Source organism: Bacillus cereus group sp. MYBK101-2, from assembly GCF_051918845.1.
Taxonomy (GTDB): Bacteria; Bacillota; Bacilli; order Bacillales; family Bacillaceae_G; genus Bacillus_A; species Bacillus_A paranthracis.
The window spans coordinates 26,888-42,600 of record NZ_JBQAIE010000002.1; the positions used below are offsets into that span (position 1 = coordinate 26,888).

Genomic DNA, 15,713 nt, shown 5'->3' on the forward strand with positions numbered 1-15,713 from the left:
TAAATTGGCAAATAGACTAAATTTCACTGGACCACTTGGATGTTGTGGTATTAGTGGGAAAACAGGCCCCACTGGAGTAACGGGTTCCACTGGACCAACAGGTCCTACTGGAGCAACAGGTCCTACCGGAGCAACAGGTCCTACCGGAGCAACAGGCCCTACTGGAGTAACAGGCCCTACTGGAGCAACAGGTCCTACCGGAGTAACAGGCCCTACTGGAGCAACAGGTCCTACCGGAGTAACAGGCCCTACTGGAGCGACAGGTCCTACCGGAGTAACAGGTCCTACCGGAGCAACAGGTCCTACTGGAGCAACAGGTCCTACCGGAGTAACAGGCCCTACTGGAGCAACAGGTCCTACCGGAGCAACAGGCCCTACTGGAGCAACAGGCCCTACTGGAGCAACAGGTCCTACCGGAGTAACAGGCCCTACTGGAGCAACAGGCCCTACCGGAGCAACAGGTCCTACCGGAGCAACAGGTTCCACTGGACCAACAGTAACCACTAACTCCATGTTTGCCTCTAATACAATTGGTAGCGTTATTAATGTCGCTTTAGGTAGCGCTACGAGTATTCCTCTTCCTAATAATCAAAACTTAGATGGTTTTACAGTCAATGGTACAAATACCACTTTTACAGTGCCTCAATCAGGGAGATATTATATTACTTATCAAATTAATACTACAGCTGCAGTAGGTATTGGTGCTGGTTCAAGAATTTTATTAAACAATACTACTCCTATTCCTGCTTCTATATTAAGACCAGCTCTAAGTGTATCCGCTTTTAACAATGATGTTATAGTTAATTTAAATGCTGGAGATACAATCCAATTACAATTATTTAGTAGTATTCTTTTAGTTGCTACACTTCTGTCGATTGGAGGATCGGTTGGAGCTGCCTTAACAATCATTAGGGTTTCGTAATATGTATCTCTAACAAAACTTCTTTTAAACCGTAAATTTAATTGTCCAAACAAAATAGAAAAATCAAACATATAATAGTGTATCTTGTTCATAAATTTAGGAGGGGTTCATGTTGGCGCAAATAGGAAATTGCTGCACTGAACAATTATGCTGTGTAAATGATGCTGTATGTTGCACTATTATTTTAGATGATACTGGCGGTACCGCTTTACCTATTTGGGATGATGCTACTACTTTTGTAATAAATGGGACAATTATGGTGGAAAATAACGGAACAGTTGGAGTTGGACCAACAGCTGCTCTCACTGTAAACGGAACAGCTGTTGGAGGATTTGTAGTTGCACCAGGTGAATGTAGATCCATTACGATGAATGATATAAATTCCATTGCAATTGTGGGAGCCGGAACAGGTACATCTAGTGTTAAAATTTCTTTCTCGATAAATTATAAATTCTAATATAATGAGAGATAAAAGATGATACATGTTAGTCATGACTAACATGTATCATCTTTTAATTTTCGTGACTTTTAACAAATTAGGTCTTGATAACGAATGGTAGATATTCCAGAAGAATATTTACAACATATATCTCCACTCGGCTGGGAACATATTACTTTGACAGGTGATTATGTGTGGAACCTAAATCAAAAAACGAATTTTAATAATTTAAGGCCATTACGAGACAAAAAACCTATAAAAAAGCAGTAAATTGATAAACCGGTTCCTTAACGTACAGGGGACCGGTTAAAATGTGTCCAAATTGTGTCCAAACGTACATTTTTCTTTTTTTGATATGGTGACCCCTACAAAGAAACTGCAAAAGTAGCTAAATTTTCCGAGTTTCACTTTTCAAGAATGTTCTCTTCAATCTCAGATGTATCGCTCTCAAAATATATTAGACGTAGACGGTTAACACTCGCAGCATTTGAAATTCAAAAAAGTGAAATTCGGATCATCGATGTGGCAGTTAAATATGGTTATGTTTCTTCTGATACTTTCTCACGTGCTTTTCAAAAAATGCATGGAGTAACCCCTTCCAATGCTCATAATAGAGGGGTACAGTTAAAAGCCTTTCCCAGAATATCCTTTCAAATTACTATTAAAGGAGATACCGAGATGGATTACAGAATTGAAAACCTTGATTTTGAATTAAGAATTGTAGGAAAAAGTAAGCCAGTAAAAACAAGCAGAGCATTTAAAACAATCCCTACGCTTTGGAACACCGCGAAAAAAGATGGATTTATGCAAGAACTAGTAGCTATGTCATGGAAAAATCCAAAATGCACGCTTGAAAGCCTTCTGGGGGTTTGCGGAAAAGAAGCCGCCATAACAGATGAAGAATTTTCCTATTTCATGGGCGTAAGATACGATGGGGAATCCCCTGAAAATATGGAGACGCTTATTATACCCGCAAGTACATGGGCAGTATTTCCGAACATAGTAGATGCATGGAAACGTTTATATACCGAGTGGGTTCCTAACTCCGAGTATGAACTTGCAAATTTACCTTGTATAGAATGTTATTACGGTCCGAAGCATAAACCAAGACACGAACTCTGGGTCCCTGTTATCCCGAAGTAAATTCATATTCAGTAATAGAATGTGTTTATGGGACTCTGCAGACGAAACGCAAATATTATACGCTATCAGAAATATAATTAAAAAGTCAATTCCATACATAAAGAATTGACTTTTGTGAAATTTAGCTAAATCACTCTAATAATGACCTTCTTGGTATTTCAATTTTCCTGAGTTCACTAAATTAACTTGTATGTTGATATGCTCGATACTATCCTTATTTAAAAAAAAATGGCTTTTCTTTTATCTCTTGATTCCATCTCTGAGGGTTCTCCCGATATAATATTTCACCTAACCTATAAACGTCTGAATTTATCTCCACTCCTTTTTCAAAAGTATTAAAAATCTCAGCTCTTATTATTTTTTCAGTGTTAGCAACTAACTTGTTTTCACTAATTTCTTTTAACTTTTCGTTTATTCCGGCTTGTAAGGATACGTTAATGTTATATCTCACTTGTTCGTTAGTAATAACTGGAGTTATCCTCACCTTTGGTTTTTCTAATACTATAGAAACAACCGGTTGATCATCCTCAACTATCCATAAAGGAGATCGAACAGTTTTTTCATCTATCCATCTTAGACCGTTTAAATCAGATTCAGAAAGCCATCCCTGTAGATGGTTATTTCTTATAAAGACAGCACCGTCATTTCTTAACAATGGTGCTTTTTTATCTTCCTCTTTCCAATTTTCAGTGGATATTTTTATTGAAGGAATGAAAGCTGTTTGCCCAACAGGATTGCTATCTCGAATAAATTGGAAAAATTGAATGGGTTGTATGTAGGATCTTTGCTTATATCCTTCACTTGGTTCATGAAGTATCGTCGAGAGTCCAGATAAAGTGAAAAATGATTTTGTTTTAAGTACATCTTCAATGGATTCATTTGTAGCATAAAATAGGATATTATATCGAATTTCCCTATATCGATTTATAAAATCAATCGAGGATTTGATATCTTGCTCAAGTAATGTATTACTCAAAATCAATGTAGACACATGTCCCCAAAAAAGTCTTTGTTGTGCATCCTTGTATAATTGATTTAACGCTTCTGTCATGGTAATTCCTTCACCTTTCCCAATCCAAACCGGTGGCTGTTTATCAGGTCTGGCGCCTTCTAGTTTAGCCACATTAGAAAAGTCCAGTAATTGAACATATGCTATATATTTTTCATCTTTATAGTCAATTCCAAGTGCTGCAACATAGTAAATATCTTGTATTTCTTTGATATTCCAACATCCCGTTAATACCGAACTAAAGAGAGTTAGTATGCTTATTAAAAAGATCTTACGTAGTTTCAGGATTGTCACTCCCCTTCATCCGTCTTTGTATTATCACGAGTACGGACATAACTTACCCGTTCTCTATAACTTTTCCATGGTAACCGAAACAGTGCCTTGAAAAGATCTGAACTAGACTTTGGAAATACTAAAGCTAAATAAGGGATTCCAAAAGAACGTAACCTTGCCATATAAATAACAATCATAAATCCTCCAATCATAAAACCGTATAAACCCATAACACTTGAACAAAGAAGAACAAATCCTCTGAGAATAGATATTGAACTTGCTAATATTTGGTTCACTAGTGTATACCCTGAGATGGCAGAAAGAGCCGTAATAACGATGACTGAAGGAGAAATAAAACCCGACCGAATTGCAGCGTCTCCAATAATGAGTCCCCCAACGACGGAGAGAGTTTGTCCAAGAGGGGAAGGTAATCTTTGACCAGCTTCACGGAACATTTCAAACAGGAATAAAACAATTATAAGTTCTAATGGTGCAGGAAATGGCAAACCCGATCTTGCAACAGTTACAGTCGCAAGAAGAGGAAAGGGAATCTGATCTTGATGGTATGAAAGCAATGCCATCCAGAACCCGGGTAAGTAGACAGCTAAAAGGAATCCTACCCATCTATAAAATCGAGCTAATGACATGGGTAAATAATTAAAATGTGAATCCTCTGCTGCTTTTATCAAAAAAGTAATGGTTACTGGAGCAATAATGACTAATGGTGAGCCATCTACTACTATGATTATTCTACCTTGTAATAAACATTCAACTGCAAAGTCAGGTCTGGATGTATCAGCAGAAAGTGGGAAAATAGAAAGTGATTGTTTGGACACCATCTCCTGCAATTGAGTTGAACTAATAATTCCATCAATCTCAACATTAGATAATCGTTCCCGAATAGTATCTAGCATCTCCGTATTAACCACATCTTCTAGATATAATAATCCCACCTTAGTTTGAGTTCTTGTTCCTATCGTATAAGTTTGATAAGATAGCGTTGGCGATCTTAGTCTTTTTCGAATTAATGCAATATTTGTTGAGATATCCTCTGTAAAATTATCTCTTGGGCCACGAACAGATACCTCGTAATTGGATTGTTCAGTTGAACGGTTTGGTTTATTGGATGCACTAACAGAAAAAAAAGCACTAAATTCCGGAAAATAAATGACTAAATTACCATCGAAGATCTCTAAAGAGATGGAATTTAACCCTGTTTCCACCTTTAAAGGTGTCCATTCCAGATCATCTTGATTCCATTCCACGCCCTCTTTGAATATTTTATAGTAATTTTTTGTAGTCATTTTTTTTAGTTGTGGAATAATGATTTGATTTATTTGTTTTTTATCAACCAAATTCTCACAATAGATAAATATGGTATTTATTTCTTGTTGTTCATTAGTAAATTTATGGAGTACAACTTTAACATCCTCACTTTTTTGATAAGTTGAACGAATTTTTTCTTCATTTACTTCATCAGTATTCTGAAAGGTAGCATGATAAGAGTTCAGTTCCTTTTGTTTTTTATGTTTATTACATTTCAAGAATTATCTCCCCCTTTCCCTTTTAAAAAGGCTAATAACCCAATGCTTAAAGAAAAGATAATTAAAAATAGAAAAGATAAATAAAAATATATATTTTGCAAAAAGCGAACAAATTGCATATCACTAATAGGTAGAAGCACCATCAACGATGTAATTAATGAGCTAAACCCTATTAATAAATGTCTATTCTTATCGTTCTCAAATGGAAATAGCTGTCCAATTATAAACAAACCTAAACTTATTCTTATAAATCCACCTGACAGCCATTGATAAATAGAAAAAAAATCTACATGTTCAATATATTTACCAATTTTTAATAATCGCCATTCCTCGTATGCCGGATACCTCTGATTAGCAGCCTCTTCTGGACCAAAAATAGCAATTGAACCTAACAAGGGACCTAGGGTTAACCCTATTAAGATAATTCCGAGAAAAAGTAAACTTCGAACCTTAATGTTGGGTTTTAATTTGTGTTGTAAGAAAAGTATAAGTGAAACTTCCATTAGAGAACCTGAACTATAGATTACGCCTTTCAAAACAGGATTCAAACCATGTTCTAATATAGGGAATATTTGAGCGTAATCCTTATGAGGAATATTTAGGCTCATGACAAAAAAACCTAAAGCAACAACAAAAACAAGTAAAAAACCTGAAATAATAGATAGGGTAGCAAAGCTAGATGTCGCAGCAAAAAAACAAATGATTAGAAAAACTATGGCTAAGATGAAAACTGGACTTTGAGGGAAATAGGAAGTAACTGTCCAAACAATCATATCCTTTAAGGTAACTCCAATTAATAAAAGGATAAAAACATAGGCAACCGAAGAAAGACCCCAAGCAACACCTTTACCAACTCGGTCCTTTATCCAAGTAAATAAATGGGAGTAATTTGTTTTTTTAATAATTACTTGTAGAAAAACAAGCCACCCCAAAAATAAAACTCCTGAAATTAGTACAGATATCCAAGAATCCCTCTTTGCTGTGCTTAGTAACATGGGTATCACCATTACATGGTTCATTAATCCTATACTCATCATAGAGAGAACAAATATAGTAGAAAAACTTGCTTTATTTTGATCCATTTTCAACCCTCTTATCCCATTATTGTTTTAACTATCCATCTCGTTTTTCCTTTTTGCTACCATATTTTATATAATTACCTAATATTTGATTTATATCCAGAAAACCAACTAAATAAAGCGTTGTGAAACAGCCACAGAAAATAATAGTAACCTTTAAAAATTCAAAGTATAACCAAAATCAAATTACTAGGTAAGAACAACCGCGTTCTTAACTACTTACGTAAACATACCCCAACATTGTTAGATGCCTTAGAAATCACTTCTATATAAAATCAGGAGAGTCATTGCTTCACGCTATTGTGACCATTAAAGAGATGAACAAAAAATAATAAACGAAGAATTCCAGAAGGCGCACCTTTGAACTTTCTCTCAAATCGCTGGCAAAAGCACGTTTATGATGATAGGAATATAAATCGCCAATTATGCGTTGTCTTTTCTTACCGAGTTAAGAAATCTTGTACGCTCAGGTAACGTTTTTCTCCCGCACATATCACCATGGGATCGGAACGTACTTTCTAGGAGAATATTTATTTATATCTAGATTTTGAAATCCATCCCTACATCCACTTAGGATATAAAAAAATGCCTTAGCCTTTAATATCAGCATTTTGTCGGCTGTACCTCTTTATGGGGTAACGAAAAAAAGAGCCGAATTTCTCAGTTTAGGGATTGGGAAATCAGGCTTTTTATATTGGAAATTCCTTATCGTTGTAAATCCGCATTTTCCTGATGCTACCCCAATAACAATAGATTGAAAGTTAGGTATCTTGTAGTGTTGTATTTATTTTCTTTGTATCTATTCTTAATTGGCGCAGCTTTTTCAGTGATTTTTATTTATATCACGATGGTATTCGTTATGCTTTGGTGGAGTAAGTTAGGGAAGAAAAAGGCATTAATTATTACAATTGTACCAATCTGTTTATTGATTATAGGGGCCTATTTTTCCTGGGCCACAGTAAAAGGAGTTTATTTGGATAGATTTTTAGGGTATTTGAATCCAGAGCGTGATGCACAGGGCGCAGGATTTATGTATATACGTTTAAAAGAGGTAATGTCGTCAGCAGGGTGGTTTGGTACATCTGGAGATACAAAATTCATCCCTGCTCCGGATACTGATTTTGTATTTGCGAGTTTGACTTACTATTATGGGTATTGGCTTGCGTTAATTCTTGTCTTCGTTCTTTCTCTTTTTGTAGCAAGATTAATAGTCATCTCTTATAAAGTAAATGATCGGTACGGTAAATTGCTGCTCGTTGGTGGATTGACTCTTTTTGTATTCCAGTTCATTTATAATGTTGGGATGATACTAGGATTATTGCCGCTTGCTGCTATATCCTTACCTTTTATTAGTTATGGATTAACGCCGACTGTATTTCATGCGCTTATAATGGGGATTGTGCTGAGTGTGTATAGACGTAAGGGGGTTTCATTCAGAATGAGAAAAACACCTTGATACTTATATAAGTTGCATATAAAAGAATGCATTATTATGATCAAGTGCAAACGTAAATAGATAGCAAAAGGGGGGGAAATAACCCTCTTTTCGTGTTTAAATAAGTGCACTTGCTTTTATAGAAGTGCATAATTCAGAACGAGATATCGATTCAGCTAGTTGTTGTAAATAAGTGTATTCTTCTTCATCTTTTTCGGAAGTGTCAGGATCTAATAAAGGTGAGGATAGAAGTACGTCAATCGTAAGAATGTCTGCATCGTGAGAAGTGATGTGATAACCTGCAAAAACAGGTTGTTTTAAGTCTTTTACTTTTTGAATCATCTGATGGAATTTCGTAACACTTATATGGATTTGTGCGAATGGAAAGCATTTTTGGGTAGGATTCCCGATGGTCTTTCTAATTTTATAATCGTATACATAGTAGTACTTTTCTTGCTGCTTGAGTGTTTGCAACTCTTTCGTTAATAAGTGGTATTTGTCTGTAAGTCCAGTTGTAAGTGCATCGTGTTCTTCGCCAACTAATAATGTGAAAGGTCTTGGTGAGGAGATTGCAATGGTGCGGACGTTTAGGTCAGTAAAAGTGTGCTTAGATTGTAAAATGGTATGTAATTTTTCGGTAGGAAACTCACCGTCATAAATAGCAATAAAATAGTGGTTCATCTTTTCGCTCCTTAACTTTTTTCTAAACTGATATATTCTACTTTAAAGGTGTAAGTCCTGCATAAAAAAGAAAACACCTTGATTGTTATCAAGGTGTTGTAATAAGCTCAAAACTCTCCGAATCAGCCTCAAGAATAAAAGGACTAACCTCGCCAACGCTATAAAGGTGCAATTCATGCATTGCGCGCGTACAAGCAGTGTAGAATAATCTACGAACGCTCTCATCGCTGTATACATCTTTAGAAGCATTGTAAATGATAACAGCATCAAATTCGATACCTTTCGCTAAGTAAGCAGGGATCACGACGATGCCTTGCTCATACTCGGCTGAGTTACTCTTCACGAGTTTAATATTCTCGATATGATTAAGTGCTTCGTAAGCAGCGGCACTTTCAGCTGCAGATTTACATATAATTGCGATCGTATTGTGCTGCTCTGTTTGTAGTTCAGCAACTTTGGCAGTAATATGTTCGTGCAGTTCGCTCTCATTTAATACTTTCGTCACTGTAGGTTTCTCTCCGTCACGTTCAAAGGCGTGAATGTTCTTGCCTTCCGGTACGAGAGCACGTGTAAATTCAATAATTGGTTTTGTTGAGCGATAGCTACGAGTTAAGTTAATGCCGTTTGTTTCGTCTGGCCCGTATAAATTCGTAAGTGTATCGAAATTCACGGTTTCACTCGCATGAGCAAAGATCGCTTGGTTAAAGTCTCCGAGTACCGTCATTCTTGCAGCAGGGAAGAGACGTTTTAAAAACTCGAACTGAAACGGCGAATAATCTTGCGCTTCGTCTACGAGTACGTGTTTAATTGATCTATTCGTTTGGAAGCCTTCAATTAATTCTTTTAAAAGTAAAAATGGAGTCGCATCCTCGTAATATAGCTTTCCTTCATCTAACATATTCACCGTTAATGAGCAAATGTCATCCCAGTTTTTCGGTTTTTCTCCCGTAACCCATGATGCATCTGTGAATAGCTGTTTATATATGCCTGTGAAATTGATAAAGCGCAATGTTTGAACACCTTTGCGAAGTGGTTTTAATTTTTTACGGACAATCATACGTCCAAGTACTTTAGCTTCTTTCTCAAAATCGTTAAAGGAGTTGTCGTCAAACTCACCTTTTTTCTGTAAATATTTATAAGCCTTTTGATATTCATCTTTACTAAGTAGTTCAATTTCTTCTTCTACCCAAGGCTTTTTCAGTTCTGCTTTTTCAAGTGCATCTATTTGCTTATTTAGCCAATCCGTTAACTTCTCAATACGGCTATGGAAGCGGAGGGAGGAGTCGGTATTGTAAAACTGCTCTGTAATTTCTTTAGCAGAGACAATTAACTTTCCTCTAAATTTCATTCCTCTAAATAGCATGCCTGATGATTCAAGAGATTGTCTGTACGCTCTAATCATCTTGAAAAATTGAGTAGATGCTTTAAATCGAATGCTCGCATTTCTCGTTTTATAGATAGGGCTATTCGTTTCAGTTAACATATATTCTAATTGTTCATAAGGATCTTCAATATCAAATGACTTGCTTAGTCTATGGTTTAAATATTCTTGGAACGTCACTTGCTGCATATTTTCTTCACCGAGTTCAGGTAGTACGTTAGAAACGTAGCTATTGAACATAGAGTTAGGGGAGAAGAGAATAATTTGATCCGCTTTTAACCATTCGCGATATTTATATAATAAGTAGGCGATTCGTTGCAGGGCAGCTGACGTTTTACCGCTACCAGCAGCTCCTTGCACGATAAGGAGTCGGCCTTCATCGTGACGAATAATTTCATTTTGCTCGCGCTGAATCGTAGCGACGATACTTTGCATATGTTTGTTTGTACCTTTTCCGAGCGCTTGTTGCAAGATTTCATCGCCAATTGTAAGGCTCGTATCGAACATAGAATCAATCTCGCCATTTTGAATAATGTATTGTAATTTTTTCTCCACATTACCGTGAATTATGCCTCCTGGTGTACTGTATTCAGCTGGTCCTGGTGGATAATCGTAGTACACACTTGAAATGGGTGCGCGCCAGTCATATATAAGAAAGTTTTCTCCGCTTGCATCAGTAAGCGTGGCTACACCGATATAAATTTGCTCCGCAGCAGATTCTCCTTCTTCTTTAAAATCAATTCGTCCAAAATAAGGTGCTTTATGCATGCGTCTTAATGCGGCAAGTCGATTAAAGGTGTGCTTATGAGTAATTTGTGTAACAGCTAGTGACTGAGCTTGTTGCCTTAAGTTGATAACTGTTTCAAGATAATCATCAAAAGTATCAGTATTCACTTTCACATCATCCCAAAAGTGTTTACGAATATTGATTACTTCTGCCCGGCGTCTGCCAGTTTCGTTTTCCAGTTTATCAATTTGCTCCGTAATCGTTTCTATTACGGTATCCAATCGTTTTTGCTCTAAATCAAGTTTTTTGTTCATACGGTAAGCACTCCTTTAAAAGTGAAAAATAGGGGTTGACTGAAGATGTATTTTGGTGTAAAATTAAGATACGGATAAATACGTACCTTCAATTTCGGAAAACGTGTTTCTGTACTAATTTAACATAGTTTTTTAATTTAATCAATGATAATAAGATAGACCTTGGTTCCGTGCGTGATGGAATCAAGGTTTTTTTGTGTTTCTTGAAGAGAGGGGCGCAATCATTGTCAGTTTTTGTCGGTAAGTCGATATATTTCGAGAATCGCCGATATAATTGGGGTTGCGCTGATATAATTGAAAAATCGCCGATATAATTAGAGTTGCGCTGATATAATTAAAAAATCGCTGATATAATTTCACTTGCCGAATCTGAACGTAGACCTAAAGTATCGAGAAGAGGGCAAACAAAAAAGCTCGGGCTAATCCCGAGCTTTTCATTATTTCTTTTCGTCTTTCTTAGCGTCAGCTTTTTTCTCTTCGAAAAGATCTTTTAAATCTTTATCGTCAACTTTTACGTCAGCTTTTTTGATTTCTTTCATCATAAGGTCGTTCATGAATTCGCCATCTTGTGCTTTCTTTTGAACGATTTCTTTTTTGATGTCAGCTTTAGATTGTTCGAATGATTTTTCTGGCTCTTTAATGTCTGTTACTTTAATGATATGGTAACCGAATTGTGATTTCACAGGTTCGCTTACTTCATCTTTTTTCAGTTTATAAGCAGCCTCTTCGAATTCTTTAACCATTTTGCCAGGTCCGAAGAATCCTAAGTCGCCACCTTTTTCTTTTGAACCAGTATCTTCAGAGTATTGTTTTGCTAACTCTTCGAAAGATTTACCTTGTCCAAGTTCTTCTTTTACCTTTTTCGCAGTTGCTTCATCTTTTACAAGAATGTGGCTTGCTTTAATTTCAGGCTTGTAGTTATCTTTTAATTCTTTATCAGTGATTGTTTTCTCGATAGCTTTTTCTTGCGCTAATTGAGCACGCACACCAGTTTTTAACGTTTCTTCTTTAATACCTTGTTGTTTTAATAGTGTATCGAATTGATCACCGTATTGTTTTTTCATTTCATCGAACTTTTTGTCTACTTCTTTGTCTTCAACTTTGTAGTTTTTAATAAGTACTTTTTCCATAACCATGTTATTTAGTACTTGTTTACCAGCTTGTGTCTTCATTTGCTCGTAGAATTCTTCTTTTGTAATGTCACCAGCTTTAGATGTAACGATTTTGTCTGATGATGATGTTCCACATGCTGATAATGCGATTACACTTGTTGCGGCTAAGGCAAGCATAGCTTTCTTCATTCGATAAACACTCCTACTATTATGTATTTTTAATTTATCCTATACCAATGAATTTTAGTTCATCAGAGCCCGGTTAAGTCTCACTGATACTTTTGCTTTTTATGTTGGTAAAGCGCGCTTAACAGGGCTTACCGTGGCTTAAGGATAAAGTTAAGATGCGTGTCATTTATTTCATAGTATAAGCAATATGTACAAAATTTAATATATCATATTTCGACGTGTTTTCATATTGATAAAGAAAAATTAACCAGTACGTGTCAGATTTTGAAGGTGTTCCATATTGGGCGTATGCCGCATATACAGAAAAGAGGAGGGGATGGGGATGAATTCTCAACTTATTTTATTACTTGTACTGTTTATTTTATTGGTTATAGTAGGTATAATTTGCTTATAGAGGAAAAAAGTGAGGAAGGGGCTTTCCTTCCTCACTTTCCATGAAATATAATTTCTATATAACTAGAAATTAATAAAATTGTTATACATACATTAATAACCCGAAAGACACCGGGTTGGCGGCTCGCAGATATTTGTTTTCGTTCACACAGTGTATGTGTCATGAAATTCGTGTAAAATATAACAAGAAGTGCGAATGCGACAAAAACAACTGTTATAAGTGTCATGAGGCGAGACCTCCTTTTGGCTAAAATACATATACTTTATATATTGTATCATACGATATTTTGTTCGTGTTATAAAATTCAGAAATAGAAGACTTTGTGTTAGAAAGTGAGGGAGAAAATGGACGTTGTTAGAAGATTAGAACAAGCTGAATACTATGTAGACCTACTATTTAAAATGATTGATGAAGAAAAGTGTCCATTTTATTCTTTGATCATAAAGAAAAAAGCTCGTAAAAAAGATATTGAACGTATACTAAATCTTTGTGAAATACTGAACGAGCAATATGTAGTGGAGAAAGCAGAAGGGCTTCTTTTGTTCGATGCGCTGTTGGATCAATTTGAAAAAGCGCTTCCACATCAGCTCGAAGTACACGAAACTGCGGAAGCGCTAGCAAAACAAGGTTTATTCAAACCGCTTATGAATGAATTCTTAAGCATGATTGCGAAAAAGTAAATAGATTACTTCTTAACTAACTTTTGATCGGATTCTGTAAAGTTCTCTTCAATATCTTCTAATGATTTCTCAAAAATATCGATGAAGTCTTGTCCGTAAATGTTACGCAAGATAGCAATCAGTTCGATATTTTCTGGGAACTTCCCATAAAAATTACGAAGTGCAAGAGCCCCATTAAACACTGAATTATTTTCAGGGTCATACTCCTCCATTAAGCGAAGTAGTAATTCTTCCCCTTTGTCTGTAATTTCGATGTACGTATTTCGTTTATCATCTTCTTTTTTCGAGAATACAAGATAGCCGCGTTCTTCTAACTTTTTCGAGAAGTTAAACGCCGTTGATACGTGCATAACTCCAAACTTAGCAATCTCAGAAATAGAAGCCCCTTTTAAATGATAAGCGATTGTTAAAATATGATGCTCATTAATGTTTAAATCATAAGGTTTAATCCACATCTGCCAATCTTTCTCTACACATTTCCATAACGCTTTCGATAATTGAGCAATGCGTTGGCTGAAAATCATCGCTTCTTTTACCGAGTAATCTTTTTCTCCACTTTTCATATACTCACCCACTTTAACATTCTTTTTCATTACTATCTATTATGCCAGTAAAATAAAAATTAATAAAGTCTTTTTGTGAGAATTGTGAAAATTTTTTAAAAAAATGACATTCTATACAAATCATGCATAACTATGGAAGCGGTTTATGAGTCATGAATACATGTGTTGTCCATACATGTTAAGTGATAACATATATTGTAAATGCATAAAAACACGGCATATCTATGTGATATGCCGTATTAAGGTCAATTTATATAAAAAATATTTGTTATATGCAAAAAACTAAGCAGGAATTTGTTTACGCTTTTTCTGGAACAGCTTCTTGTAGTTTCTCAATTGATTTTTGAATGTCCAAAATCTCTTGCTCAATATGTCGTTTGTTTTGAGAAATATCTTGCTTCCAGTTAGAAAGTGTATCGTGCATGTCGTCTTTTAATTCTTGGAACACTTCTTTACCTTCTGAAGCAGTTTCAACGATTTGACGTTTTAATAATTTTGTATCAGCTGTAATATCAGCTAAAGTCTTTTTAATATCATTTCCTTTTTCTTTTAACTTACCGCGCATGTCTTTGCCAGAAGAAGGAGTTGAGAAAAGAACAGCTAGTCCAGCAACTGCTCCGCCGCAAATGACACCTGTAATAAAGGATTTAGCTTTTGACATAAAAGGAGACCTCCTTATTTTTTGTTCGTATTCATGATGTGAAAAAATATGCATATCTTTAAGACAAGGGAAAAGTGTATAGTCCCTGGCATCTTGAGTGAAGAAACAAGCCGTGCCATATTTAATCACTTTAGGAAAGTGGCTTGTTATGTATGACTACTTATTATAGTGTCATTATTTCACGCTATTTGCAATTGTACTTGCGATGTTTTGTAAATTTTCCATTGTGTATTCATTTTGATGTGATTTCCAAACAGCACCGAAACCATCGTTTTCACCGTAGCGTGGAATTAAATGAAGGTGGAAGTGGAACACAGTTTGTCCAGCTTTTTCACCGTTATTGTTAAGTAGGTTAAAGCCAACTGGATTAAACTCTGCTTTAATCGCATTTGCGATTTTTGGAACGACAGAAAAAATGTGTGATGCGATTTCTGGCGTTAACGCAAAAATGTCTTGTTTGTGAACTTTTGGAATAACAAGAGTATGTCCTTTTGTTACTTGACTAATATCTAAAAATGCAAGCACATGTTCATCTTCGTATACTTTTGAGCAAGGGATTTGCCCGTCAATGATTTTGCAAAAAATACAATTATCCGCTGTATGATTCATTGATCTCATCCTTTCAAATATCCTTAGCCGTATTTTACCATAATTACATAAGAGAACAAACACGAAAAACAGGAAGCTGACTCAGCTTCCTGTTTTCTGAAGAGGGATTGAAAAAGCATTATCGTAATTTACGTTTCGCAGACACCTCATTTATTTTAAGAAATGCACGGTAAATCGGCTAAAGTTTCTGCCGTAGACACCCCATTTTCAAGTGAAATGAATTGCAATCTTTTTAAATGAAATTGTTTACTTTTTAAAACAGTATATGCTCTTTCGGAGACACCCCGTTTCGAAAATAAAACAAATGATCTGGTTATGTGTAAATTTCTTTGTCCAACATGGACACCCCATTTCATGATGACTTCACTATGTTGTTGTACTCATCAATAGGTGGTCGCTTTTTCAATGTGTTCCTTCTTCAATAATTATGATGTCCGCTTTCGTAATAATATATGCGAACAAATTTAAATTTTTTTTGAACACATCGATACTATGTAGTACAGCGTAATTTTTGGTAAGATAAATATAGAACGAATATAAATGAAGAAAGTGGTGTCG

The 15,713-nt window shown here is 35.6% G+C and carries 13 protein-coding genes and 3 pseudogenes; 6 read left to right on the top strand and 10 right to left on the bottom strand.

The window, feature by feature from the left end; genetic code table 11:
• The first annotated feature begins 4 nt into the window (after positions 1-4).
• The 3 genes and pseudogenes from ACTFSI_RS05380 to ACTFSI_RS05390 all read left to right on the top strand — a co-directional run.
• On the top strand, positions 5-922 hold the full coding sequence (locus ACTFSI_RS05380; RefSeq protein ID WP_438881741.1) for a BclA C-terminal domain-containing protein: 918 nt from the start codon (positions 5-7) through the stop codon (positions 920-922).
• 112 nt (positions 923-1,034) lie between these two features.
• Positions 1,035-1,379, top strand: a complete 345-nt coding sequence (locus ACTFSI_RS05385; RefSeq protein ID WP_017562367.1) for a DUF3992 domain-containing protein — start codon at positions 1,035-1,037, stop codon at positions 1,377-1,379.
• A gap of 348 nt (positions 1,380-1,727) precedes the next feature.
• Positions 1,728-2,504: pseudogene (locus ACTFSI_RS05390) on the top strand (AraC family transcriptional regulator); the annotation flags it as partial.
• A 214-nt stretch (positions 2,505-2,718) separates the two neighbouring features.
• Here ACTFSI_RS05390 and ACTFSI_RS05395 read toward each other — a convergent pair.
• The 3 genes from ACTFSI_RS05395 to ACTFSI_RS05405 are packed head-to-tail and all read right to left on the bottom strand — an operon-like array spanning position 2,719 to position 6,412.
• On the bottom strand, positions 2,719-3,807 hold the full coding sequence (locus ACTFSI_RS05395; RefSeq protein ID WP_440045259.1) for a Ger(x)C family spore germination protein: 1,089 nt from the start codon (positions 3,805-3,807) through the stop codon (positions 2,719-2,721).
• Complete coding sequence (locus ACTFSI_RS05400; protein WP_061681027.1) at positions 3,804-5,330, bottom strand: spore germination protein; 1,527 nt, start codon at positions 5,328-5,330, stop codon at positions 3,804-3,806. Before ACTFSI_RS05400 ends, ACTFSI_RS05395 begins: the two co-directional genes overlap by 4 nt.
• Positions 5,327-6,412, bottom strand: a complete 1,086-nt coding sequence (locus ACTFSI_RS05405) for an endospore germination permease (RefSeq protein ID WP_000372605.1) — start codon at positions 6,410-6,412, stop codon at positions 5,327-5,329. Before ACTFSI_RS05405 ends, ACTFSI_RS05400 begins: the two co-directional genes overlap by 4 nt.
• Positions 6,413-6,628: 216 nt before the next feature.
• Here ACTFSI_RS05405 and ACTFSI_RS05410 point away from each other — a divergent pair.
• Both ACTFSI_RS05410 and ACTFSI_RS05415 read left to right on the top strand, forming a co-directional pair.
• Positions 6,629-6,887 (top strand): annotated as a pseudogene (locus ACTFSI_RS05410) (hypothetical protein); the annotation flags it as partial.
• Between the two features lie 264 nt (positions 6,888-7,151).
• Positions 7,152-7,865 (top strand): annotated as a pseudogene (locus ACTFSI_RS05415) (FtsW/RodA/SpoVE family cell cycle protein); the annotation flags it as partial.
• Positions 7,866-7,961: 96 nt separating this feature from the next.
• On the opposite strand, the gene ACTFSI_RS05420 reads toward ACTFSI_RS05415, so the two are convergent.
• The 4 genes from ACTFSI_RS05420 to ACTFSI_RS05435 form a co-directional block, all read right to left on the bottom strand.
• On the bottom strand, positions 7,962-8,525 hold the full coding sequence (locus ACTFSI_RS05420; RefSeq protein ID WP_138322364.1) for a hypothetical protein: 564 nt from the start codon (positions 8,523-8,525) through the stop codon (positions 7,962-7,964).
• 88 nt (positions 8,526-8,613) lie between these two features.
• Positions 8,614-10,947: an RNA polymerase recycling motor HelD gene (gene helD, locus ACTFSI_RS05425; protein ID WP_440045260.1), complete on the bottom strand. Its 2,334-nt coding sequence runs from the start codon at positions 10,945-10,947 to the stop codon at positions 8,614-8,616.
• A 437-nt stretch (positions 10,948-11,384) separates the two neighbouring features.
• The gene (gene prsA, locus ACTFSI_RS05430) at positions 11,385-12,248 is read right to left on the bottom strand and encodes a peptidylprolyl isomerase PrsA (RefSeq protein ID WP_138322362.1); all 864 of its coding nucleotides are present in this window, start codon (positions 12,246-12,248) and stop codon (positions 11,385-11,387) included.
• 425 nt (positions 12,249-12,673) lie between these two features.
• Positions 12,674-12,868, bottom strand: a complete 195-nt coding sequence (locus tag ACTFSI_RS05435; protein ID WP_000172692.1) for a hypothetical protein — start codon at positions 12,866-12,868, stop codon at positions 12,674-12,676.
• Positions 12,869-12,986: 118 nt separating this feature from the next.
• Between ACTFSI_RS05435 and ACTFSI_RS05440 the strand changes: the two genes are divergently transcribed.
• Entirely contained in the window at positions 12,987-13,322 is a 336-nt protein-coding gene (locus ACTFSI_RS05440) for a DUF1878 family protein (RefSeq protein WP_000383651.1), read from the top strand.
• 5 nt (positions 13,323-13,327) lie between these two features.
• Here the strand turns inward: ACTFSI_RS05440 and ACTFSI_RS05445 are convergent, their stop codons facing one another.
• The 3 genes from ACTFSI_RS05445 to ACTFSI_RS05455 all read right to left on the bottom strand — a co-directional run bounded on the left by ACTFSI_RS05445 (position 13,328) and on the right by ACTFSI_RS05455 (position 15,155).
• Positions 13,328-13,885, bottom strand: a complete 558-nt coding sequence (locus ACTFSI_RS05445) for an HTH-type transcriptional regulator Hpr (protein ID WP_000834918.1) — start codon at positions 13,883-13,885, stop codon at positions 13,328-13,330.
• A gap of 298 nt (positions 13,886-14,183) precedes the next feature.
• Positions 14,184-14,546, bottom strand: a complete 363-nt coding sequence (locus ACTFSI_RS05450; protein ID WP_000030301.1) for a YtxH domain-containing protein — start codon at positions 14,544-14,546, stop codon at positions 14,184-14,186.
• Between the two features lie 174 nt (positions 14,547-14,720).
• The gene (locus ACTFSI_RS05455; protein ID WP_001016840.1) at positions 14,721-15,155 is read right to left on the bottom strand and encodes an HIT family protein; all 435 of its coding nucleotides are present in this window, start codon (positions 15,153-15,155) and stop codon (positions 14,721-14,723) included.
• Positions 15,156-15,713 lie beyond the last annotated feature (558 nt).